We start from the raw sequence: 23,372 nt of genomic DNA, 5'->3' as shown, positions 1-23,372 counted from the left end.
GCTCCTTTATTGCTATACTGAGTTTACTGCTCTAAGATTGTACGGATCGCTTTCGCTACGCCATCTTCTTTATTAGTTGTTGTGACCCATTGAGCCTCTTCTTTAACGATGTCCTGAGCGTTGCCCATAGCTACACCGTAACCAGCCTCGCGAATCATAGCTAAATCATTAACGCTGTCTCCGACGGCCATCACTTGATCCATGGATAAATCTAACCAGTCTGTCACTTTACGAAGCGCAGTAGCTTTATTAATCCCTGCTGGGTTGACTTCGATGTTCGTAGGACTTGAATTCGTAACTTCAAACGCGTCATTGTTCTCTAATTCGCTTAGAATCGTTTCTCTAAGTTCAGGATCCTCAAACTCAAATCCATACTTTAGCCATTCATAATCTTCAACTTCCTTTTCAAAGGGTTCATGACTGTTGAAGCGTCCTTCTACAGTGGAAGACCAGAAGAATGCGTTGTGCTTATTGGTTAGGTCCCATAGGTGTCGCACATCTTTCCCACTTAAAGGGTTTCGTTCTACAAGATTGAAGCCTTCATCATAAATCTCACCACCGTTAATTGTAATGAGATATGCAGATTCACCAAGCGGTTCAATAACTCCTTTGCAATTAGGTAGGGAACGGCCCGTACTAATCACAACGTGAATTCCTTTTTGTTTTGCCTCGTGAATAGCCTGTTTGTTTGCTTCAGAGATTTCATGGTTCGGACTTAACAAAGTGCCGTCCATATCTAACGCGATTAATTTAATATCTTTATGTTCCATTGTAACGCCTCCTATCATAACCCCTTTATTTTAATATAAAACGATACAAAGGAGAACCTTGGGTGTTTGTTTACTCCGGGTAATAGGGGGTTACTGTGCTCAGGTAAGCTCTGCTCCCCCTGCCTCATTTTAAAGAAATTTGTTATACTAGGACGTAGATTAAAGAAAAGCCATTGCTCTGCTTGAAGGGGAATGGCTTTTTTTATGGAAAGTTTACAGAGGAGTGACCGTTATGTCAGTCAGCCTTGATCAGTCTATCCGATTAGATGGTCAATTTTATCAAACGTTAAAGAAAGAGAAACATTACAATAAAGAAACAAGTCAGTGTATTGAGGACACGGTAAAGAGTTTAGTGAAGGAACATACTAGTGGTAACCGCCCGGGCATGCTGCTTGGAAAGGTACAATCAGGGAAAACCCGTACATTCCTTGGGGTTATGGGGTTAGCGTACGATAACGGATATGATCTTGTTATTATCCTAACAAAAGGGACAAATGCATTAGCCAGACAAACCTATGTCCGAGTGCATCAAGACTTTGCTTCTCAAATCGAAGATGATTCCATGCGAGTCTTTGATATTATGGGCTTACCCGATAATTTGAGGAAATGGGAGCGCAGGCAGAAGCTTGCTCTCATTGTTAAGAAAGAAACCAAAAATATGGATCGATTGAAACAGACATTGTTTGAAAATTATCCTGACTTGTCTTCTAAGCGGATCCTTTTCATTGATGACGAGGCAGACTTTGCAAGCGTAGCCTATCAAAAGAATACAGAAGCTAATATTCAAGAAATGCGAGTTATTTCAGGGAAGATTGACGAGTTACGTGAAGGTCTTACCTCGACCTCTTATTTACAAGTAACAGCAACACCTTATTCTTTGTACCTACAACCAGAAGAGCGACGGATTCATGAGAATAAAGTGTTTCAACCTATTCGACCGGCTTTTACTGAGCTCGTGCCTGTTCATGATCAGTACGTAGGTGGAGATGTGTATTTTGAGAAATCTAAAGATGATGATCACTTGGCCTCTTCCCTTTTCCATGAGGTAGACGACCGGGAACTTGAAGTGATGAAGAAACTAGATAGGCGTAGAGTTAAGCTTAATGAGCTTCTCTATCAAAAAAATATTAGAAATATAAGAGAAGCATACGTTAATTTTATTGTGGGGAGCTCAATTCGTAGATGGCAACAACGAAAGAACGGGCAACGTATGAGGAAATATTCATTTATGATTCATACGGAGAGAGGGAAGATGGCCCACGCCTGGCAAGAAGAATTAGTAAATCGTATGGACGCCCAACTAAAAGAAAGCGCTCAAAACGATGATCCCGTTTTTCGAGAACTCATAGAAGACTCTTATAAAGACCTGATTTGTTCAGTCTCAAAAGTAGATGGTCCTAACCCTTCCTTCCAAGAAATATTTTACGAAGTTCGAAAGGCTGTATTAGAAGAACACGTGGTCAGTTCCGTTGTCAATTCAGAGAAGGATGTGAATGAGCTTCTTGATCATACAGGGCAGCTCCAACTAAGAGCTCCTATGAATGTGTTTATAGGGGGACAAATATTAGATAGAGGAATTACGATAGGTAATTTAATCGGTTTTTTCTATGGACGAAATCCAAAGTCTTTCCAACAGGATACCGTTCTTCAGCACTCTCGTATGTATGGGGCTCGGCCACTTGAGGATGTGGCAGTAACACGTTTTTACACGACTAGGAGTATATACGATGTTATGGAGCGTATTCATGAATTTGATACAGAGCTTCGCAACTCCTTTGAGCGAGGGGGCCATGAGCAGGGGGTTGTATTTGTGCAGAAGGATCCGATGGAAGAAATCATTCCTTGTAGCCCTAATAAAATCCTTTTATCAAATATAAGAATGTTGAAACCTTATAAACGAATGTTACCTATTGGGTTCCAAACCGGCTACAAAACACATATCCAAAAGACGGTAAATCACGTGACAAAACAGCTTGAAAAATGGCGCGTTTCTGCTGTTAAGCATAAGGGTGAAGTGTTTCTTATACCGGTAGAAGCAGCAAGTGAGATCCTCGCTTATATCTATCAAACGATTGAAATGGAACATGGGTATGAGTGGAATCTAGAAGATTACCAATCTATGCTTCATTACCTTTCCAATGAGCACGAATCGACTGAGAAGGGGTATGTGTGGATTGTAATGCGTCAAGGTCGACAAATTAAACGACTAGATCAGAACGGGCGCTTTGAGTCATCTCCAGATACTCCTGGAAATGGACAAGGAGAGCTTGCCGTAGCACGTAATGTGGCTACACACGTCCCATCTCTTATTCTTCTACATCAGCAAGGGAAGAAAGAACAAGGATGGAGAGGTGCTCCGTTTTGGTGGCCAGTTCTTGTGGCGCCAAAAGAGACAAAGACCGCCGTTTATGCAAGTAAAACGGTGTGAATGAAAGATGTAACGAATTCGCCACACAATGCACACAACTTTGTCACCAGTGTCTACTTGTGCTCCTCCTTCTTTCGACATATGATTAAAGTAGAGTCAGTCATCTGATGACTGACCTTTCTAATTGCTTATTTAAACATGGTCGAGTTTTATATAAAGTTAGGAGGAATTCGCTATGCTTGTATTGAGTGCATTAAGTGCCATTATAGCTCCGTTTATCTTTTTAGTATTGCTTCGCATGTCAGCTGTAAAAGGAATGTTGTTTAGCGCCATTATTGTGATCCTTTTATCCATTACAGTATGGGGTGTGGGGAGTAACGTTATCTTAGCTTCTATATTGCAAGGCACTCATAAAGCTTTGACGATCCTTCTAATCCTGTTCGGAGCGATTGTGCTCTTAGAAACATTGCGCGGGACAGGTGCTGTTACGCGCATAAATCAGGGTTTCCGAAATATTTCTAAAGATATGAGAGTTCAAGTAATCATTGTGGCCTTTCTTTTTGGGTCCTTGATTGAGGGGGCAGCAGGATTTGGTACACCAGCTGTCGTTACAGGTCCCTTAATGGTGGCATTAGGATTTACTCCTATGGCAGCAGCAGCGCTTGCTCTTATTGCTGATAGCTCAGCTGTATCCTTTGGGGCAGTGGGCACCCCGGTTCAGGTAGGACTTAGTAATGTACCAGGGGCTGACCTTCCTTTCTTTCAGACCATTGCAGTAAAGATTACCCAGATCGATCTATTGGGGGCTACATTTGTTCCGTTTATTTTAGTCCTGATTTTGACCATTTTCTTTGGCAAAGATAAGGGGATAAAAGCGTCAGCGCCATTATTGTTATGGTCATTACTGGTCGGATTAACGTATTCCATTTCGGCTCTATTATATGCCACATGGTTCGGCCACGAATTTGTGTCCATCCTAGCAGCATTGACAGGGCTAGTTCTTGCAACCGTAACAGCTAAGAAAGGAATCTTGCTTCCGAAAGAGGAATGGAAAGAAGCATTACAAGAAGATTTTAAAGAAGATAAAGAAGCCTCTTCTATGAGTTTATTGACGGCCTGGTCTCCTTACTTGGTAGTTGTGGCCCTATTATTGATCACGCGCATCGTGACCCCTATTAAACAATTCACGTTAAATGTGTTAGACCTTTCATGGAATGGCATTCTTGGATTTGAAGAGATTTCTTCCGGCTGGCAAGTATTATACTCTCCAGGAACCGTTTTAGTAGTAGCAGCTTTAGTAGCTTTAGTGATTCAAAGAAAGTCTTTTTCAACATTTGCGAGCGCTTCTGTCAAAGCGGTTGGTTCAATCAAAAACGCAGGGTTAGCTCTACTCTTTACATTAGCATTAGTCCAAGTCTTCACAAACTCAGGTATTAATGGAAACGAGTTGGTAAGTATGCCTCAATACATTGCCAAGTCACTTGCTGCTGGATTTGGCTCCATGTGGATCTTTGTCGCCCCGTATCTAGGAGAGCTTGGCTCATTCATAACAGGGAGTGCAACGGTTTCAAACCTAACATTTGCTCCTGTACAACATAGTATTGCTACTCAAACGAATATGAATAGCGATATCGTTCTAGCTGTCCAAGTGATGGGCTCATCAGCTGGTAATATGATCTGTGTGCATAATGTAGTAGCAGCATCAGCAGTCGTAGGCCTGGCTGGTAAAGAAGGGGATATTATCCGAAAAACCCTCGGCCCCGCCCTTCTCTACGGTGCCTTAGCTGGATTAGGTGGGTTTATCCTTTTATCCTTATAATTGTTAAAGCGATCCTTACAAAAGGATCGCTTTTTTTGCTTGGTAGGATTGTTGAAGACTATAAGCTGAGAAGAGGTTTCCGTCAACTTTAATGGAGCGTAAGGTGGGCCTGGAAATCACTCGCTTTCCGCGGGCGAGCTGTCGAGCCTCCTCGGGAAAACCACCCTGCGGGGTCTCGTCGACCTCTTTCTCCCGCAGGAGTCTCGCAATTTCCAGGCCCACCTTTGCCATATGGGGAGGGACGGAAACGCACCATATTTGTAGGAGAGGGGGCTTATGAGCAACTATAATAAGCAGGTCCGTTCACCTAATTAACTCTAGGGCAGGCTTGGGGACTGCGAGACTCCCGCGGGAAAAGGAGCCTATTCAGTTCCGGAGTGGAGGACCTAGCGAGATAAGTCATCTTTTTTACAAAGGCTGATCGCCTTTTCCAAAAATCTGACTTTTCCGTACGGTCCTAGGCACCACTCCTGCACTTTAAATCTAGGGGAGACCCCGGAAAGCGCGTAGCGATTGAGGAGGCTCCCCAGCTCCCCGCAGGAAAGCGAGTGGTCCCCAATCCTGCCCAGCCTCTCTTATGGCAAAGGACCTATTCTGACAAAGTTTCTCAGCTTCGAGTCTTCAATACAATCCAGCTCTATTCACACAAAGCCTTCCATTACAATTAAAGAAATTTCAAGAATTTATTGAAAACACTTCCATTTTCCATTAGTATGTTTTTAAAGCAGGTCATCTGATGACCTGCTTTTTAATAGAATAAATTGAAAGCGCTTGCGTAATTAAATTGAAACAGGGGGATTGTGGGAGATGCTTATTTTGACGGCACTGAGTGCCATTATTGCACCGTTTTTGTTTCTCGTTTTGCTACGTATGACAGCAGTTAAAGGAATGTTTTTTAGTGCTATTATTGTCATTTTATTAGCTTTCACGGTTTGGGGAGTTGGGGGAGAAGTAATTGTAGCTTCTTTGCTTCAGGGGACACATAAGGCATTAACAATCTTATTAATTTTGTTTGGTGCCATTGTGTTACTAGATACTCTTCGAAACACAGGGGCGGTTAGTAGAATTAATAAGGGGTTTCGAAGTATATCTGGTGACATGAGGGTTCAAGTTGTCATAGTGGCTTTTTTATTTGGTTCTTTGATTGAAGGGGCGGCAGGGTTTGGAACTCCGGCTGCAGTAACGGGTCCTTTAATGGTGGCATTAGGATTCACACCTATGGCTGCTGCGGCACTGGCGCTTATTGCCGATAGTTCTGCTGTTTCATTTGGTGCAGTAGGGACACCTGTTCAAGTTGGATTGAGTAATATACCTGGTGCGAACCTTTCATTCTATCAAGATGTGAGTGTTAAGGTCACCATGATTGACCTGATGGGAGCTACTTTTATTCCGTTTGTTCTCGTATTTGTCTTAACCTTTTTCTTTGGAAAGAAAAAAGGGTGGTCCAACGCTTTATCTTATTTACCATGGACGCTCTTAGTAGGGGCAACTTACTCTTTATCTGCCCTGTTGTATGCTTTTCTTTTCGGACATGAATTCGTCTCCATTTTAGCTTCGCTAACAGGGTTGGCTGTAGCGACTGTTACAGCTAAAAATGGCGTCTTACTACCAAAAGGGGAGTGGAAAGATGCTCTAGAAGGTGGATTTGAGGAAGAGAAGGACCAGTCTAACATGGGACTTCTTAGAGCATGGTCTCCATATGTCGTAGTCGTTCTTCTTCTTTTAATCACAAGGATCATCCCTCAGGTGAAAGAATTTACGCTCAATGTCTTTGATTTGTCTTGGGAGAATATACTGGGTTACGAGAAAATTTCCTCAGGGTGGCAAGTTCTTTATTCACCGGGTACGGTTCTAATTATAGCGGCCATAGTAGCCGTTATTATTCAGAGAAAATCGTTTAATAATTTCACAAGTGCAGCCACAAAGTCTCTGGGCTCTATAAAGAGTGCAGGCCTTGCGTTACTATTTACGCTAGCTCTTGTACAAGTGTTTACAAACTCTGGGTTGAATGGGGAAGATCTCTTAAGCATGCCACAGTACATTGCACAATCATTGGCAGGTGCTTTTGGCCCTATGTGGATCTTTGTTGCACCATTTTTAGGTGAATTGGGTTCTTTTATCACGGGGAGTGCAACAGTCTCAACCCTCACCTTCTCACCTGTTCAATATAGTATTGCAAACGAGACTGGATTAAATACAGATGTCGTGCTTGCTGTCCAAGTCATAGGCGCAGCGGCTGGTAACATGATTTGTGTCCATAATGTAGTAGCAGCTACTGCGGTCGTAGGGTTAACGGGGAAAGAAGGAGACATTATCCGTAAAACACTTGGCCCCGCCATACTTTATGGGGTGTTAGCTGGAATAGGCGGATTTATTCTTCTCACCATTTTGTAAAGATAAGCGGGAAATGATATCGGTTTCTTTCCAAATTCAAGAATTTCCATTAAACTAATAGTAGGTTTTACTTGAAGGTGGAGGATGACATCATGGAATACAAACAAATACGAGCTAGAAAAATTTACGAAGAAGTAGCAGATTCATTAATAGACATGTTAAGAGCCGGAGACTTACGACCTGGAGATCGATTGGATTCAGTTGAAAGCTTAGCTAAAAGCTTTCATGTAGGTCGTTCTGCCATTCGTGAAGCTTTAAGTGCGTTAAGAGCTATGGGGCTATTAGAGATGCGCCAAGGTGAGGGGACATTCGTGAAACAGTTCGACCCTTCGAGATTCTCAGTGCCCGTTTCTGTCGCTTTCTTAATGAAGCAAGAAGATATTAAGGAATTATTAGAAGTACGTAAAATACTAGAAGTAGGTGCTGTAGAATCAGCGGCTGCTCACTATACCAAAGAAGACATAGAATCTATGCAGCAAGCCTTACTTGCAATGGAGAAGGCAAAGGGTAACGGTGATTTAGGTGAAAAGGCGGATTTAGAGTTCCATTTAGCGATCGCTCATGCTACACATAACCAGATGTTAATTAATTTAATGAACAGTGTTTCAGAGATTATGATGGAAACGATGCGAGAAACGCGAAGATTATGGCTTCATTCTGAGCAAAAGACGACGACATTACTTGAGGAACACCGCAATATCATGGAAGCCATCCAAAATCGAGATGCAGTGCAGGCAAAGTCACTTATGTTTGAACATCTCACGAAAGTTGAGAAAGCCTTAAGTCAATTTATAAACAAATAGAAGGCATAAGCCGGTGCTTTTTTTGGGTGAAAGTAGCATTGGTTTCATCCAGTCATCAGATGACCTGCTTAATTAAGGTGGGCCAATCAGCAGGAGGTAATGAAAGATGAAGGTTTCGTTATTTATTACGTGTTTATGCGATGTAATGGCATCGGACGTAGGTAAGGATACAGTAGAGATCTTAGAAAGGTTTGGTTGTGAGGTGGATTTCCCGGAGTCCCAAACTTGTTGTGGTCAGCCTGCCTACAATAGCGGTTACGTGACGAAAGCTAAAGAATCTATGAAGCAAATGATGAAAGCGTTTAAACACTCCGAGTATGTAGTGAGCCCATCTGGATCATGCGTAGCGATGCTTCATGAGTACGCTCATCTATTCAAAGATGACCCAGAATGGAAAGAAGTAGCACAAGAGTTAGCTAATAAATCTTATGAACTCACTCAATTTTTAGTAGATGTTTTAGGAGTTGAGGATGTAGGTGCCAGTTTCTCTGGGAAGATCACTTACCATCGTTCATGCCATATGACAAGACTTTTAGGGGTTACAGAAGCCCCTTATAAATTATTAAAGAGTGTAAAAGGGCTAGAAATAGTCGATTTGCCTTTGTGCGAAGATTGTTGTGGCTTTGGTGGCACCTTTGCAGTTAAGCAGCCATCTATATCAGAGCAAATGGTAAAAGAAAAAACAGAGCACATAGTCGAAACCGGGGCTGATTATGTTGTAGGCGGAGATATGGGTTGCCTAATGAACATTGGTGGACGTCTGAGCCGTGATGATCGTCAGGTTACAGCTCTTCATATTACGAAAATCCTAAATAGTCATTAAGGAAGGAGGATGATGCATGGGTATTAAAATTGGAAATGCACCATTTAGAGATCGGGTTCAAGAAGGAATTGAGAATGACTTTATGCGTGGGGCCGTTTCCTCAGCTCAAGGTCGGTTTCGTAGTGGGAGACTAAAGGCAGCTGAAGAGTTAGGTGATTGGGAAGATTGGCGTACGTTAGGGGAAGAAATTCGCTCCCATACACTACAGAACCTGGACTATTATTTAGAACAATTAAGTGAGCAAGTCTCAAAACGTGGCGGGAAGGTCTTCTTTGCTCAAACAGCTGAAGAAGCAAATGAATATATCCGAAACGTTGTTCAGAAGAAAGAAGCGAAGAAGATTGTAAAATCAAAATCAATGGTGACAGAAGAGATTGGCTTGAATGAAACGCTTGAGAAAGCCGGTGCTGAAGTTGTAGAGACGGACTTAGGCGAGTGGATCTTGCAAATGGATGAAGACCCTCCATCTCATATTGTTACCCCAGCCCTCCATAAGAATAAAGAACAAATTCGAGAAACCTTTGCTAGTAAGAAAGGATATAAAAATTCTGATCTTCCTGAAGAACTTGCAACCTTTGCTCGAGAACAACTGCGAAAAGAATTCTTATCAGCTGATGTGGGGATTACAGGATGTAACTTTGCCGTTGCCGAATCAGGCGCCGTTACGTTTGTAACAAATGAAGGGAATGCAAGGCTTGTTACAGCCCTCCCAGAAACGCAAATCTCTGTTATGGGGATGGAGCGCCTCGTTCCTACATGGGAAGAACTAGATGTGATGGTGAGCTTGTTAACAAGAGCGGCTGTCGGTCAGAAACTAACAAGCTATGTAACGTCTATCACAGGTACGAAACAAGAAGATGAAGTAGATGGTCCGGAAGACTATCACCTTGTCATCGTTGATAATGGACGATCAAAAATTTTAGGAACAGAATTTCAGTCTGCCCTACACTGTATTCGTTGTGCGGCTTGTATTAATGTATGTCCTGTTTACCGTCATGTTGGAGGGCATTCATATGGATCCGTTTACCCAGGTCCAATCGGTGCTGTCCTAACCCCATTACTAGATGGGTATGAAGATCATAAAGACTTACCTTATGCTTCTACGTTATGCGCTGCTTGTACTGAAGCATGTCCGGTTAAGATCCCTTTACATGAACATTTAGTAAGACATCGAGAAATTATTGTTGAAAAAGAGAAGAAATCATCTAAATCAGAAAGAATGATGATGGATGGTTTTGCAAAATGGGGTTCTCACCCGGCCGCTTACAAACTAAGTACGAAAATGGCACGAAGAGCATTAAAGCCGTGGACGAAAGAAGAAGTTATACAAAGTGGCCCAGGACCTTTAAAGGGGTGGACAGATGTTCGTGACTTCCCTGCCCCAAGTGAGCAGACGTTCCGATCCTGGTTTAAAACGAGACAAAAGGGAGGGCGATCTTAATGAGCATTCAAAACCGTGAATCGTTCTTGAATAATGTGGCAGATCAACTCGGGAGAAAAAGACGTTCTAAAGGGGTCACCCGTCCTCAATATAGTGTTGAACCGCAGTGGAGGGTTTTTGAAGGTGCGACTCAAGATGAGCTGGTAGATAAGCTTGAGGACCAATGTAGCGTAATTCATACCCAATTTAAGCGTTCAACGATGGATACCTTAACAGAAATCATTTCCCAAGCGATTGAAGAAATTGAGGGCCATACTGTTGTAGCGGCTGATGATAAGAGAAATGACGAGTACGGGCTCACTTCCTTTTACGAAAACCTTCATGATGAAGGGGTTGCTTTCCATTTATGGGACCCATCTAAAGGACGAGAGAATATTCATTTTGCCGAACGAGCGGATGTTGGGATTACATTCAGTGATATAACCCTTGCTGAGTCAGGAACGGTTACCCTTTTTAACCATCAGGGGAACGGGAGATCCATCAGTCTGCTTCCGAGAACGTATATAGCCATTATACCTAAGAGTACGCTTGTGCCTCGTATGTCTCAAGCTGTGAGGCATATTCATAAGGCTCATGCTGACGGTGTGGATGTCTCATCTTGCGTGAGTTTTATCACCGGACCGAGTAACAGTGCAGATATTGAGATGAACCTGATTGTAGGTGTACATGGACCAGTAAAAGCCACTTATATTGTGGTGGAAGATATGTGAGCTCGCACAAACGAAAGGGGAACTCAGTATGATCAGCGTAGATGCGCGAGAGAAGCTTAGATCAATAGTAGGGAACGAAAATTATCAAGATTCAAATGAAATGAAGTTGGTGTACTCGTACGATGCTACACCAAACTTTCAATCGCTCCCTGATGCGGTTGTCACTCCTAGAAATACGAGAGAAGTTAGTGAATTACTTAAAACGTGTAATGAATATCACATCCCAATTGTCCCAAGGGGTTCAGGAACCAATCTGGCTGCTGGTACGTGTCCAACAAACGGGGGGATTGTTTTTCTTTTTGATCATATGAAAGATATTATAGAGATCGATGAGGATAATTTAACCGTTACCGTTCAACCTGGTGTCATTACGTTGGATATGGTTAATGCCATAGAAGAGAAGGGGTTTTTCTACCCTCCAGATCCAAGTTCGATGAAGATTTCAACAATAGGTGGCAATCTCATGGAGAACTCAGGGGGGTTAAGGGGACTCAAATATGGTGTGACACGTGATTATGTATTAGGTCTTGAAGCCGTCCTTCCAAATGGAGATATTATTCAAACAGGTGGTAAGTTAGCAAAAGACGTAGCTGGTTATGATTTAACGAGGTTACTCATTGGTTCTGAAGGAACGCTAGGGATTATTACAAAGGCTACTTTAAAACTTATTCCAATGCCAGAGGCAAAGAAAACCGTTTTAGCTGTGTATGAGGATCTCGAGTCTGCTGCGAAATCTGTATCAAAGATCATCTCTGATAAGATCATTCCCACCACGCTTGAGTTTATGGATCAATCTACAATCAAGGTTGTCGAAGATTTTGCCAAAGTTGGACTTCCTGTAGAAGCTGAAGCCGTTCTCCTAATTGAACAAGATGGTCCGATAGAGGTAGTAGAGAGGGATATGGCTCATATTGAGAAGGTTTGTAAGGAGAGGAATGCAATCAGTGTACAAGTCGCTCAATCTGAGGAGGAAGCGGATGCGCTTCGGACGGCACGCCGTTCTGCATTATCTGCTTTAGCCAGGTTAAGGCCTACTACAATCTTAGAAGATGCGACAGTGCCACGATCTGAAATAGCAAAAATGGTACATGCCATTAAAGAGATTGAGGAGAAGCACAATGTAATGATTTGTACATTTGGTCATGCAGGCGATGGGAATTTACATCCGACTTGCCTGACAGATGCAAGGGACCACGATGAGTTAAAACGGGTTGAGCAAGCTTTTGAAGATATCTTCGTAGAAGCTATTAAGCTTGGTGGGACGATTACAGGTGAGCATGGGGTAGGCGAAATGAAATCCCCTTATCTTGAGCTTAAATTAGGAGAAGCTGGAGTGAAGGCTATGAAAAGTATTAAACAAGCCTTTGACCCTAATAACATTATGAATCCGGGCAAGATCTTTGCGAAGGATGAACGAAAGCGAGTCGTGATAGGATGACTACGAAGGAACAGCGTAAACAGAATGTTCAACAATCGTTTGAAGACCGAATGGAGTACGATGAGCTTTTGAATTGTATGCGATGTGGATTTTGCTTGCCGAGCTGTCCGACTTACCTTGAAACAAATCGGAATGAAGCGGCATCTCCTAGAGGAAGGATCGCTCTTATAAAAGGTGTTGTTGACGGGGTTATTGAGCCTGATCAAGATTTTGAAGATCAATTAAACATGTGTCTTGGCTGCCGAGCTTGTGAACCAGTCTGCCCATCAGGTGTGAACTATGGGCATATACTAGAAGAGGCTCGGGACATTTTAGAATCGAACAAGAAGCGGACGGCTCCTGAGAAGGCGGTTCGATGGTTTGCCTTTGATAAGTTATTTCCTCACCATCAGAATATGGTTAGAGTAAATAGCTTGCTATGGTTCTATCAGTCTAGCGGAATACAATCTGTAGTTCGAAAGAGTGGCGTGTTGAAGCTATTCCCTGACAATATGCAAACAATGGAGAAAGTGCTTCCCCCTATTCCGAAGCCAAGTGATTTAAAATCCCGTCCAAGGCATCTTGATGCAGAAGCGGAACAGAAGGCGCGTGTAGCCTTTTTCTCAGGCTGTTTAATGGATACGATGTTTATGAAGACAAACGATGCAACGCTCTCCTTGTTGCAAAAAGCAGGCTGTGAGATTGTAGTACCAGAAGAGCAGGCTTGTTGTGGCGCATTGCACGGGCACAGCGGAGAAAAAGACTCGGCCAAGGCATTAGCAAAACGCAATATAGAAGCATTCGAATCCATCCAAGTCGACTACATTATCTTAAATGCCGGAGGATGCGGGGCCTTCCTCGTTGATTATGGACATCTATTAAAAGATGATCCTGAATGGGCAGACCGTGCAAGAGCCTTCTCGAAAAAAATTAAAGATATATCTGAGATCTTAGTAGAGATGGATTTTCATAAGAAAGACTTAAAACTACCAAAGCGTATAGCGACGTACCAGGACTCCTGTCACTTACGCAATGTTATGAGGACACATACAGCTCCGCGTAAGCTGTTGTCATCTATTGAAGGGGTAGAGTTTGTTGAACTGAAAGAAGCCGATCACTGCTGCGGATCAGCCGGCATATACAATTTAGTTCAGGAAGAAATGTCTATGCAAATCCTTGATCACAAAATGGAGAAAGTACGCGACATCTCCCCTCAAGTAATCGTAACAGCCAATCCGGGCTGTTTATTGCAAATGAAAATGGGCATAGAACGAGAAGGATTAGGAGACCAAATGGAAGCCGTCCACTTAGTCGACCTCCTCCTTGAAGCCGTGCCCTCCTCTTAAATTGAATAGAATCGTATTGTTTTAGATCTGGTTGTGTTTCCCAAGTCCCCCTTCCTAAACATTGTATGCAAGGCCGCATAGCGGGAGTGTGAAAGGAAAGAGAAGTACAATAAGCTTGTTACAATGCGCGTTTCTGTTTCTCCAAATATTGAAAAGATGGACCGGGAAACCGCGAGACTCCTGCGGCAGTAGGAGCCTAGGGGAGACCCCGGAAGGAGCAAAGCGACTGAGGAGGCTCCCCAGCTCGCCGCGGAAAGCGAGTGGTTTCCCGGTCCATCTTACCTCTCATTAAAGCAAACAGAAACACTCAAGTTTAATGTAAGTCAGGTGATTGAGTCACCTGGCTTTTTTATATTGATTATAGATGTTGCTTCTATTCCCTTGAATCGGCTACACTTTATACACGTATATCCAACTAGAAAGGGGGAGGCGTATGGAAGAGAGAAGTACTCAACAGGAAATGGTTGAACTCTGTTTATTTATAGGAAGGATCATGCTCCAAAACGGTGCAGAAACATACCGAGTTGAAGATACGATGACAAGAATTGCAGCGTCATATGGGAAAGAAGATGCGCAAAGCTTTGTGACACCTACAGGAATTGTCTTTTCTTTAAGTCGAACAGAACCATCGAAACTTGTTCGGGTTTCAGATCGGACGACGAATTTACATAAAGTGACGCAGGCTAATAGTATTTCAAGAAACATAACGGGCGGGGATTTAACGCTACGGGAGGCATATGAACAGCTGGATGAAATCGATACCTCTGGCACTTATTACTCAATGGGAACACAAATTGCAGCGGCTTCATTAGCTAGTGGTTGTTTTTCTATAATGTTCCAAGGGAATTGGTATGACTTCCTACCAGCTTGTATTTCAGGTGGAATTGGTTTTATCGTGTTGTTGCTATTACACCAACTATTTGAAATTAAGTTCTTTGCTGAATTCTTGGCTTCCTTGCTTATTGGAACCCTTGCGTTTACATTCATGTCATTCGGCATTGGGAATGAAACGGATAAGGTTATTATAGGTTCTGTAATGCCCCTTGTGCCTGGACTTCTTATTACAAATGCTGTGCGAGATCTAATGGCAGGTCATTTGATTTCAGGGCTCTCAAAAGGGGCTGAAGCATTTCTTACGGCTTTCGCCATTGGGGGAGGCGTAGCGATTGCCTTTTCAATTTTTTAAAGATGGAGTTGGACGCTTATGATTATGGAACAGTTTATATTAAGCTTTATTGCTTCCGCAGCCTTTGGAATCATATTTCAAGCGCCCAAAAGCACCCTGTTGAAATGTGGTTTGGTTGGCTCCTTAGGGTGGGTCATCTACACATTGTTTCTACAAGCAAATATTGATGCTGTGACCGGAACGTTTGTTGCATCCTTTGTGATTGCGATGATTAGTCAGTTCTTTGCGAGAAGATATAAAACGCCTGTTGTTGTTTTTAGCGTGGCGGGTATTATTCCTTTAGTACCTGGAGGGCTTGCTTATGACGCGATGCGAAACTTTGTCCAGAATGATTACGGAGAAGCTCTTCCTATTGCGGCGAAAGTGTTTATGATCTCAGGTGCGATTGCAATAGGTCTTGTGCTTTCTGAAGTGATGAATCAAATTATTAAAAAGGTGAGAAAACGAAAGTTATGGAGGTGAGGATATGCCTGAAGGTCCAGAAATTAGACGAGCAGCTGATGAAGTAGAGAAAGCTCTCAAGGCTTCAGAGATTCTAGAGGTCTCTTTTGCATTTGAGGCGCTCCAGGGATATGAATCCTTATTTGCTAACAGTGAAGTGGTTCGAGTAGATACAAAAGGTAAAGCGATGCTCATCCGCTTCGACAATGGATATACTATATATTCTCATAACCAACTTTACGGGAAATGGTATGTACGTAAATCATATAACTATCCTAAGACAAATCGCCAGCTAAGGTTAGCGATTCATAATGAGAAGAAATCTGCTCTCCTTTATAGTGCTTCTGATATTGAGGTGCTTAGAGATGAGGAAGTTGACTTTCATCCGTTCATATCTAAAGTTGGACCAGATCTTTTAACTGAACAAGTTACAGTTCAGGAGTTAACAGAGCGCTTCACTTCTACTCGTTTCTATAAAAGGAAGTGGACATCTCTATTGTTGGACCAATCTTTCTTAGCGGGGATCGGAAATTATTTAAGGAGTGAGATTCTCTTTGTGGCAGGAATCCATCCTGAACTACGCCCCATAGATTGTACAACTCACCAAATAGAGAAAGCCGCTGAAGCAGTTATTACGTTAATGAACCGATCCTATAATACAGGGGGCATAACGGTTGATGACCACCTTGTAGAACGTTTAAAGGCCAAAGGCGAGAAACGATCCCGGTATAGACACTTTGTCTTTAATAGAGAAGGGAAGCCTTGTCGAGTTGATGGAACAGAAATTCAAAAGATTACAGCCGCATCAAGGCGCTGCTACTACTGCCCGACTTGTCAGGCTAAAGAGGGAGTATAAAAAGCGTTACTGGAAATGACCTCTTACCAGTAACGCTTTTAGCAACTCTTCATTCACATGTCTTCCCTAGTTAAGCCGTCGCAATCGATGGTCCTACTAGACTGTCTGGAGATTCCCCTAGAGCAAGTAGACTAATTTTGGTGTAGCCCATCCTATGATAGTGTTCGAGAAGACTATCAAGATTGTGGATCTGAGTATGCTTTTTTAAGGTATTGATCTCATGCTGATACAAATTAAGCACGGATTCTTCAATGAAATCAGGAGCACATTGGCTCGGGTCTTCTTGTTGTAATAAACATCCCATGTAATCATATCGGAGCTGCAATTGTCTGGTGAGTTGAATGACATGGATGAATTGCTGGAACAGCTCTGGTTCTGTTGTTTGTAACGTTTCTAACTCTCCTTTAACCTCACGCAATTGCTTAAGACTAGCTGCTTTAATCATCCCTTATTCCTCCGATCCGTTGATTTATTCGTCCCATGGCTTTTCTAACGTAATATATTCAGCAAGTTCTTTGCTCTTTTCTCTTCGTTTTTTGCGAGCTTCAGCACGTTCATTAGCTGAGCTATAAAGAAACTTCTCTTCTTCCGTTTCAGGTATAACACGTGGAACTTTGACAGGTTTCTTATCTTCTCCTAATGCGACAAAGGTAAGAAAAGCTGTAGCGGCAATCTTCCGCGTTCCCTCTATCATGTCTTCTGCAATGACTTTGCAAAAGATCTCCATTGAACTATTTCCTGTTGAACAAACAAATGACTCTACACAAACGGAATCTGTTTGGCAAATCGGGTGTAAAAAGTGAATCGAGTCTGTAGATGCTGTGACACATTCCTTTGCTCTTGAGTGTCGGCGAGCGGATAGCGTTGCACATCCATCTAGTTTCTTCATTAAGACGCCACCAAATAAGGTGTCATAGTTATTAAGATCACTTGTAAGAACTTGGTCAGTATTGACGATACGACTTGCTTTAGCTCGTTTTTCCATATTAGCCGTTCCTTTCTAACATCTATGGTGCAGATCGACATGTCTTTCTGAAAGAAGCAATAATTTGTTCTATACATCTAGTGTAAAACCGTGCCAATTGGAAGTAAAATGGGCTATTTGCATCTCTGCCATTGATGAAATCTATGAAATGGCTTACAACCATGGAGTATATGCATGAAAAGAAGAGCTAACAGAATAAAAAAGCTTAGAGCAACAACTCTAAGCTTAGAAAGAAAGTATGATGATAGCTATGATGGATTAGCTGGGATGATGGCTCGAACAAAGTCGATCCATTCTTGTGCGGCGTGAGAAAGATAATGATCAGGGTTCCATATGATATCGAGTTCCCAAGTTAAAGAGGGAGCTTGAACCGGTATAGGACAGAGGTCTCTGTGTAGATTTTTGATGACGCTCTCAGGTAACAACGTTATACCAAGTTTACAGGCCACCATCTCCTCGATAAAATCCCATTGAGAACTTTCTGAACGGACGGTGGGCTCAAACCCTGCTTGGCGGCAAGATTGGACAATTCGCTCTCTTAGAACGAAGTCTTTATTGAATAAGATGAATTCTTCATTCTTTAAATCACTTAAAGAGATTTCGTTACGTTTTGCTAGTGGGTGAGAAGGAGGAACAATTAGTTTAAGCTTTTCTTTACTAAATGTGAAGTGTTCAAACGTTCCTTCCTTAGTGGGCAGGACCACAATTCCAATGTCAATTTCTTCATTCGTTACTTGTTCTTCAATCCGCTTCGATCCATGCTCTATGAATTGAAAAGTAATGTGTGGATATTTCTCGTGAAACTGTCCAATCATGGTGGAAAAGAAGGTAGCATCCATAAGAGGTGGGAGACCTATTCGGATTTCGCCTTTCTTGAGTTCAGCTAGTTGATTGATTTCTGCCTCTAAATCTTGGTAAGCTGCATCAATAACTTTAGCTTGTTTTAAGATGACTTTGCCTGCATGGGTGAGCGTTAATTTTTTGCGGGATCGGTCAAACAACATCACTCCAAGGTCTTCTTCAAGATTCTTAATCATTTTGCTAATAGTAGGTTGGGTTAAGTATAGTTCTTCAGCTGCACGTGTAAAGCTGTTAAAGCGGGAGACCGCAATAAAATATTGCAAATGTTTAATATCCATCATAACCACCTTCAAACTTTTCGGGATTGGTAACCTAAAGACATTCTACCGTAAATTATTTGGAATGAGAATGCAATAAAAACTCCTACCCAAAAAGGTAGGAGTTACGTATGTGATGAAGCTTAGCTTGAGGGATTTTTTGTGTTATTGAATGGCCCCACACGATGTGGGGGCGCTCGGCGTTGGCTATTGACGTGCCGATTTTAGTCGAGCTTCCTCTTATCTTGGGGGCCTCTGCGCTTTTCTAGATCCAGCTCCGGCGGGGAGGGCCTAGCGTGATAAGCAATCTACTTCCAGTCTGCTACGCAGACTTGCAGCAGCTTGCTTATCCGTACGGCCCTGGGCACCCCGCCTGCGCTTTTCTAAAGTGTATACCACTGATACAATTTCTTCGGTCTTCCGATTTTTTGGTGGCTTACGACTTGTTTTACTTTGCCTTCTTCTAGTAGGTGCATGACGTATCGGTAGACGGTTGGGTAGGCTAGGTCTACTTTTTTTGAGATTTCGTCTACGGAGGTGGCTTCGTTTTGTTTCTTTAGGTATTCTTCTACGTATGATAGGGTTCCTTTGCTGATGCCTTTTGTACTGTAGATGTTGTCGTTTTGGTTTTGGCTTTCTTTAATATTTGAGAGTTGGACGTGTAGTTGGATTCTTGAGATCATGTCTGGCGCTTTTACGGGTTTTAGGGCAAAGTCGGTGGCGCCTTCTTGTAGGAACTGATCTGCAATTTCCTGGCGTTCGTCTACTGTTAATACAAGAATAGGAACAGACGGATTGTTTTTGCGTATCTGTTTAACGGTTTGTAGTCCATCCATCTCTGGCATATGGTAATCTACCAAAATTAAGTCAAAGGAACCTTTATGAAAGAGGTCGACTCCTAGTTTTCCGTTTTCTGCTGTTTGAGAGTCCCAACCTGCATGATTACAAATTTCTTGTAACATATAACGAAGGGATGAATCATCATCAATGATTAGAATGTTCATAGCTTACACGCTCCTTTGGCAATTGAATCCAGAATAAAGTTCCTTGATTTTTATCACTTTCGATATGTAATGAAGCATCGTGTTCGGCTACTACGTTTTTAACAAACGTAAGTCCAAAACCAGGGTGGCTTTTCGTGCTAAATCCGGGCTTCCAAATCTTCTGTTGTTCTTTCTTTGGAATTCCATTTCCGTTATCTTCAACGCCTAGCCATATCTCTTCACCGTGTTCTTCGGTTCTGATAATAACATGAGCATTGGGTATTCCTTCTACAGCATCACAGGCATTATCAATTAAATTAACCATGGCCCGAGTCATCCGGATTTTATTTATGAGGACTTCAGTACGTTCATTAGCATTTAATTCGAACTCAAACGAAATGTCAGCGTAACTTAATTTGTTAGCTCTTATATATTCAATCAAGCGTTTCATACTGCACCAGTTTTTCTTCTCATCATACAAAATCTCAGATACCATATTACTGGTAGATTGGATAGATTCAGAGATTTTGTCTGTATAATCGAGGATCTCTTGGTTTTTTGTCTTCATCTGAATTAATGAATTCAGTCCCTCAATAAGAGCAAGGGGGGTTTTTAAATCATGTACCAGATGGAGGGCTTCTCGACCAGATCTTGATTCGATCATTTCTCCTCTCGCACGGTTTAAATCCTTTTTAATCCTCCATTTTTGAGCAGACACAGCTAAGTAAACGGCAAGCATCACCGCATTAATTACAAAGATGGAACACAGAACGATACTATAAAAAGAAAGAGTTCCCTCGAAATTAAGAGAAACGGCAATGTCTTTAAGTTCAGAAGATATTGCACCGCCTCCGAAGCCAAATGGTGTTAAAAGCGTAACGGTATCTAGCCATTGATAGCCAAATAATAACTGGGCTAGAACGAATGATTTGAGAACCGGTCTTAGTTGATCGCGGCTCAGCATATGCATTAAAACGATAGATATTAAGATCAAAAAGGCGGGTCCTCCGAAGTGATAATTCACTTCGCTATATGAATTAATGGAGGCATACACAAGCGGAATTGCAACAAATGGAACCACAACTTTTAACCAGGGCTTTTCGAACCTTCTCCCAAGTATATCCCCTAATAATAAAGAACCAAGATAATGAGGAAGCGCACGAATGGTATTTAACATAACAAGTGTAAAAGCTGTCATCATAAGCGTGCTTCCTGACGGATCGTCATTCAACTCCTCCATCGCAGAAGTCAGACCAACCATCTCGATACTTAACCAAAGGGGCATCGTAATCCCCGTCAAGATAAGAGCAATCGTTGTCCAAATACTCCATGATGTAAACACAGAATCCTTCATAGTTAACTCCAATCTTTAACATACTCGGTCATTCAACCTTTTACTTATTCTACTATAAGATTCTGTATTTTAAATATGTTTTGTAAATTCAAACAGAAAAAATGGCACCCTCCGCCTAAGCCTCCTTATACGTATCCTTGAGGCTTAGGTTAGCTTTTGGGGACCGTAACCGTAACCGTAAAGGGCTTGGGCTGGCTGGAGGACCACTCGCTTTCCTGCGGGGAGCTGGGAAGCCTCCTCGTTCGCTATCGCTCTCTGTGGGGTCTTCCCTAGGCTCCTTACCCCGCGGGAGTCTCGCAGTCCTCCAGCCACCCCTATCATAAATGGGAGAACGGTCGCGCAGGTACCTCACATTTGAGTCTACAAACTTACTTTTTTTGAACAAGTGGGTAAGCAGAGGTTTAGTATTATGAAAGATTTGATAGGGGATAAGAACGGGTATATACGTTAAGAGGAAAAATGTAGGTGATTCCATTATAAAAGGAGAGGGTTCTAGCATGCGTTGGGGCATTTTAGGAACAGCAAATATTGCAAAGAAGGCTTTAATCCCGGCCATAAAGCGAACAGAGGGATCTGAGGTTGTGGCTGTAGCAAGTAGCAGTGGCAAGGAAGAGGAGGTAGCCAAGCATTTTGATATACCAAGTGCTTATAGCAGTTATCAGGAATTATTGAATGATGACCAAGTTGAGGCTGTTTATATTCCTTTACCGAATCATATTCATAAAGAATGGGTCTTAAAGGCGGCTCAGGCCGGAAAACATATCTTGTGTGAGAAACCTGCTGCTTTACGTTATCGTGACGTGGAAGAAATGATTGAAACATGTCAGAACCATAACGTGATTCTATTAGAGGGATTTATGTATCAATTCCATCCTCAACACGAACGAGTAAAAGAAATTATAGCATCAGGTGAAATTGGAGATGTGGAATTAATGAAGGCCAGTTTTTCCTTTAGCTTTGACAAGAGTCAAGACAACATTCGTCTCGATCCTGAAAAAGGGGGAGGAGCGCTTTGGGATGTAGGTTGTTATGGTACTCATTCTGCTCTTCATTTATTGGGCAGTAAACCAGACCATGTTCAGTCTATATCAACTGTGGATGAGGAATACGAGGTCGATCTAGCTTCGCTTGTTACGATGAAGCTTGAGAACGGCGTTTTGGTACAGGTTGACTGTAGTTTTAACACACCATTACGAAATGAATACGAAATTATTGGTACAAAAGGAAGCATTACTGTTCCGCATGCTTATCGTCCGGATGCGAATGGCCATAAAGGGATTATTCGTATATCCACAAATGACGGAGAACGAGAAGTTGTAGAAGAAGGAGATCAGTACGCTCTTCAAATCGAAGCATTTGAGCGGATTGTAGAGAATCATGAACCAATTGATGCATTACAATTTAAAACGCTTGAAAATACTAAATTAATTGACTCCATTTATCAAAGCCAAAACGGAACTGTCCGAATTTAACATGTGCCAGACACCCTTTATCCACTTAAAGGGTGTCTGGCACGCTTTATTTTAATGAAGCGCTTTCCTCGCGTTTTTAGGGGAAAGGGAGTACGATAAAGGGGAAGTATATACATATTTGGAGGAGTTTAATCTATGAATCGTATTCAACTCGCTGAAGAATTATCCGTTTCTCAAGTTGTTCATGGACATTGGAGATTGAGTGATTGGAATTATTCGAATGAGGAAGTAGTCGAACTGATTGAACAATGTTTGGAACTAGGGATTACGACATTCGATCACGCTGATATTTATGGAAGTTATACATGTGAACCATTATTTGGACAAGCGCTCGCTCTTAAACCTGAATTGCGTGAAAGAATGGAGCTTGTTACAAAGTGTGGGATTGTTTTAGAATCTGAGAACCGCCCAGAGCATCAATCTCATCACTATGATACGAGTAAAGCTCACATTTTAAAATCCGTTGAGAATTCGCTGGAAGCTTTCGGAACCGATTATATCGACTTGTTACTTATTCATCGACCCGACCCATTAATGGATCCAAGAGAAGTGGCAGAAGCTTTTCGCGAATTAAAAGACACTGGCAAAGTGCGTCATTTTGGTGTATCAAACTTCAAAAAACATCAATTAGAGATGCTTGAGTCCTACTTAGATGTAGAGTTGGTTACAAACCAAATTGAGTTATCCCCTTACAACCTCGAGAATATTCATGACGGAACACTCGATACTTGTATGGAAAAACGATTGGCTCCAATGGCTTGGTCTCCTCTTGGTGGTGGGGATGTGTTCACCAGTGATAGTGAGAGAGCCATTCGATTACGCACGACTCTTGATAAAGTAGCCGGAGAGATTGGTGCTGATGGAATTGATCAGGTTATGTACGCCTGGTTACTAGCGCATCCCGCAAAGATTATCCCAATTGTAGGATCAGGTAAAATAGAACGTATTAAGTCAGCTGTATCTGCACTTGATCTTACGCTCTCGAAAGACCAATGGTTTGAAATCTACACGAGCTCTCAAGGCTATGATATCCCATAAACATAAATAAAAGCTGTCCCTTTAGGGACAGCTTTTATTTTGAAGAAT

20 protein-coding genes are annotated in these 23,372 nt (G+C 42.2%); 14 read left to right on the top strand and 6 right to left on the bottom strand.

Translation table 11 applies throughout. The features are described 5' to 3' along the window. Positions 1-23 precede the first annotated feature (23 nt). Positions 24-788 (bottom strand): Cof-type HAD-IIB family hydrolase, encoded by a 765-nt coding sequence (locus ACYX4O_RS19920; RefSeq protein WP_476353473.1) that lies wholly within the window; start codon positions 786-788, stop codon positions 24-26. A 214-nt stretch (positions 789-1,002) separates the two neighbouring features. On the opposite strand from ACYX4O_RS19920, the gene ACYX4O_RS19915 reads away from it, so the two are divergent. From ACYX4O_RS19915 to nei, 12 genes are all read left to right on the top strand, one after another. Continuing rightward, entirely contained in the window at positions 1,003-3,198 is a 2,196-nt protein-coding gene (locus ACYX4O_RS19915) for a Z1 domain-containing protein (RefSeq protein WP_476353471.1), read from the top strand. A 175-nt stretch (positions 3,199-3,373) separates the two neighbouring features. Beyond that, a complete protein-coding gene (locus tag ACYX4O_RS19910; RefSeq protein ID WP_476353469.1) occupies positions 3,374-4,957 on the top strand; it encodes an L-lactate permease in 1,584 nt (527 codons plus the stop codon). Between the two features lie 807 nt (positions 4,958-5,764). Further along, positions 5,765-7,351: an L-lactate permease gene (locus tag ACYX4O_RS19905; protein WP_476353467.1), complete on the top strand. Its 1,587-nt coding sequence runs from the start codon at positions 5,765-5,767 to the stop codon at positions 7,349-7,351. A gap of 92 nt (positions 7,352-7,443) precedes the next feature. Then, on the top strand, positions 7,444-8,154 hold the full coding sequence (locus tag ACYX4O_RS19900) for a FadR/GntR family transcriptional regulator (RefSeq protein ID WP_476353465.1): 711 nt from the start codon (positions 7,444-7,446) through the stop codon (positions 8,152-8,154). A gap of 106 nt (positions 8,155-8,260) precedes the next feature. After that, entirely contained in the window at positions 8,261-8,977 is a 717-nt protein-coding gene (locus ACYX4O_RS19895) for a (Fe-S)-binding protein (RefSeq protein ID WP_476353463.1), read from the top strand. A gap of 16 nt (positions 8,978-8,993) precedes the next feature. Continuing rightward, positions 8,994-10,418, top strand: coding sequence for a LutB/LldF family L-lactate oxidation iron-sulfur protein (locus ACYX4O_RS19890; RefSeq protein ID WP_476353461.1), 1,425 nt, complete (start codon positions 8,994-8,996; stop codon positions 10,416-10,418). After that, entirely contained in the window at positions 10,418-11,128 is a 711-nt protein-coding gene (locus ACYX4O_RS19885) for a LutC/YkgG family protein (RefSeq protein ID WP_476353459.1), read from the top strand. The genes ACYX4O_RS19890 and ACYX4O_RS19885 overlap by 1 nt, the downstream gene beginning before the upstream one ends. Before the next feature lie 28 nt (positions 11,129-11,156). Beyond that, positions 11,157-12,566 carry a glycolate oxidase subunit GlcD gene (gene glcD / locus ACYX4O_RS19880; protein ID WP_476353457.1) on the top strand — a complete coding sequence of 470 codons (1,410 nt, stop codon included), beginning with the start codon at positions 11,157-11,159 and terminating at the stop codon, positions 12,564-12,566. Then, positions 12,563-13,891, top strand: a complete 1,329-nt coding sequence (locus ACYX4O_RS19875; protein ID WP_476353455.1) for a (Fe-S)-binding protein — start codon at positions 12,563-12,565, stop codon at positions 13,889-13,891. The genes glcD and ACYX4O_RS19875 overlap by 4 nt, the downstream gene beginning before the upstream one ends. Before the next feature lie 433 nt (positions 13,892-14,324). Then, positions 14,325-15,077, top strand: coding sequence for a threonine/serine exporter family protein (locus ACYX4O_RS19870; RefSeq protein WP_476353453.1), 753 nt, complete (start codon positions 14,325-14,327; stop codon positions 15,075-15,077). 18 nt (positions 15,078-15,095) lie between these two features. Continuing rightward, entirely contained in the window at positions 15,096-15,539 is a 444-nt protein-coding gene (locus ACYX4O_RS19865; RefSeq protein WP_476353451.1) for a threonine/serine exporter family protein, read from the top strand. Positions 15,540-15,543: 4 nt separating this feature from the next. Continuing rightward, complete coding sequence (gene nei / locus ACYX4O_RS19860; RefSeq protein WP_476353449.1) at positions 15,544-16,374, top strand: endonuclease VIII; 831 nt, start codon at positions 15,544-15,546, stop codon at positions 16,372-16,374. A 70-nt stretch (positions 16,375-16,444) separates the two neighbouring features. On the opposite strand, the gene ACYX4O_RS19855 is transcribed toward nei, so the two are convergent. The 5 genes from ACYX4O_RS19855 to ACYX4O_RS19835 form a co-directional block, all read right to left on the bottom strand. Further along, positions 16,445-16,819 carry a hypothetical protein gene (locus ACYX4O_RS19855; RefSeq protein WP_476353447.1) on the bottom strand — a complete coding sequence of 125 codons (375 nt, stop codon included), beginning with the start codon at positions 16,817-16,819 and terminating at the stop codon, positions 16,445-16,447. A 24-nt stretch (positions 16,820-16,843) separates the two neighbouring features. After that, positions 16,844-17,359, bottom strand: a complete 516-nt coding sequence (locus ACYX4O_RS19850; RefSeq protein ID WP_476353446.1) for an acyl-CoA thioesterase — start codon at positions 17,357-17,359, stop codon at positions 16,844-16,846. Positions 17,360-17,607: 248 nt separating this feature from the next. Then, a complete protein-coding gene (gene cidR / locus ACYX4O_RS19845; protein ID WP_476353444.1) occupies positions 17,608-18,498 on the bottom strand; it encodes a cidABC operon transcriptional activator CidR in 891 nt (296 codons plus the stop codon). A 362-nt stretch (positions 18,499-18,860) separates the two neighbouring features. Continuing rightward, entirely contained in the window at positions 18,861-19,481 is a 621-nt protein-coding gene (locus ACYX4O_RS19840) for a response regulator (protein ID WP_476353442.1), read from the bottom strand. Beyond that, complete coding sequence (locus ACYX4O_RS19835) at positions 19,462-20,814, bottom strand: sensor histidine kinase (RefSeq protein WP_476353440.1); 1,353 nt, start codon at positions 20,812-20,814, stop codon at positions 19,462-19,464. Before ACYX4O_RS19835 ends, ACYX4O_RS19840 begins: the two co-directional genes overlap by 20 nt. Before the next feature lie 497 nt (positions 20,815-21,311). Here ACYX4O_RS19835 and ACYX4O_RS19830 point away from each other — a divergent pair, with 497 nt between their 5' ends. Beyond that, the gene (locus tag ACYX4O_RS19830; protein WP_476353439.1) at positions 21,312-22,286 is read left to right on the top strand and encodes a Gfo/Idh/MocA family protein; all 975 of its coding nucleotides are present in this window, start codon (positions 21,312-21,314) and stop codon (positions 22,284-22,286) included. Between the two features lie 135 nt (positions 22,287-22,421). After that, positions 22,422-23,324: an aldo/keto reductase gene (locus ACYX4O_RS19825; protein WP_476353437.1), complete on the top strand. Its 903-nt coding sequence runs from the start codon at positions 22,422-22,424 to the stop codon at positions 23,322-23,324. Positions 23,325-23,372 lie beyond the last annotated feature (48 nt).

It is taken from the genome of Pontibacillus sp. ABV4_188, from assembly GCF_056311905.1.
The sequence above is the reverse complement of the archived record's forward strand: the minus strand, read 5'-3'. Positions and strand labels throughout refer to the sequence as shown.

Coding starts and splice junctions, on each gene's coding strand:
- ACYX4O_RS19875 (WP_476353455.1), top strand. CDS start 12,563: ATGACTACGAAGGAACAGCGTAAACAGAATGTTCAACAATCGTTTGAA.
- ACYX4O_RS19840 (WP_476353442.1), bottom strand. CDS start 19,481: ATGAACATTCTAATCATTGATGATGATTCATCCCTTCGTTATATGTTA.
- ACYX4O_RS19890 (WP_476353461.1), top strand. CDS start 8,994: ATGGGTATTAAAATTGGAAATGCACCATTTAGAGATCGGGTTCAAGAA.
- glcD (WP_476353457.1), top strand. CDS start 11,157: ATGATCAGCGTAGATGCGCGAGAGAAGCTTAGATCAATAGTAGGGAAC.
- ACYX4O_RS19865 (WP_476353451.1), top strand. CDS start 15,096: ATGATTATGGAACAGTTTATATTAAGCTTTATTGCTTCCGCAGCCTTT.
- ACYX4O_RS19895 (WP_476353463.1), top strand. CDS start 8,261: ATGAAGGTTTCGTTATTTATTACGTGTTTATGCGATGTAATGGCATCG.
- ACYX4O_RS19850 (WP_476353446.1), bottom strand. CDS start 17,359: ATGGAAAAACGAGCTAAAGCAAGTCGTATCGTCAATACTGACCAAGTT.
- ACYX4O_RS19900 (WP_476353465.1), top strand. CDS start 7,444: ATGGAATACAAACAAATACGAGCTAGAAAAATTTACGAAGAAGTAGCA.
- ACYX4O_RS19910 (WP_476353469.1), top strand. CDS start 3,374: ATGCTTGTATTGAGTGCATTAAGTGCCATTATAGCTCCGTTTATCTTT.
- ACYX4O_RS19855 (WP_476353447.1), bottom strand. CDS start 16,819: ATGATTAAAGCAGCTAGTCTTAAGCAATTGCGTGAGGTTAAAGGAGAG.
- ACYX4O_RS19830 (WP_476353439.1), top strand. CDS start 21,312: ATGCGTTGGGGCATTTTAGGAACAGCAAATATTGCAAAGAAGGCTTTA.
- cidR (WP_476353444.1), bottom strand. CDS start 18,498: ATGGATATTAAACATTTGCAATATTTTATTGCGGTCTCCCGCTTTAAC.
- ACYX4O_RS19825 (WP_476353437.1), top strand. CDS start 22,422: ATGAATCGTATTCAACTCGCTGAAGAATTATCCGTTTCTCAAGTTGTT.
- ACYX4O_RS19915 (WP_476353471.1), top strand. CDS start 1,003: ATGTCAGTCAGCCTTGATCAGTCTATCCGATTAGATGGTCAATTTTAT.
- ACYX4O_RS19905 (WP_476353467.1), top strand. CDS start 5,765: ATGCTTATTTTGACGGCACTGAGTGCCATTATTGCACCGTTTTTGTTT.
- ACYX4O_RS19870 (WP_476353453.1), top strand. CDS start 14,325: ATGGAAGAGAGAAGTACTCAACAGGAAATGGTTGAACTCTGTTTATTT.
- ACYX4O_RS19920 (WP_476353473.1), bottom strand. CDS start 788: ATGATAGGAGGCGTTACAATGGAACATAAAGATATTAAATTAATCGCG.
- ACYX4O_RS19835 (WP_476353440.1), bottom strand. CDS start 20,814: ATGAAGGATTCTGTGTTTACATCATGGAGTATTTGGACAACGATTGCT.
- ACYX4O_RS19885 (WP_476353459.1), top strand. CDS start 10,418: ATGAGCATTCAAAACCGTGAATCGTTCTTGAATAATGTGGCAGATCAA.
- nei (WP_476353449.1), top strand. CDS start 15,544: ATGCCTGAAGGTCCAGAAATTAGACGAGCAGCTGATGAAGTAGAGAAA.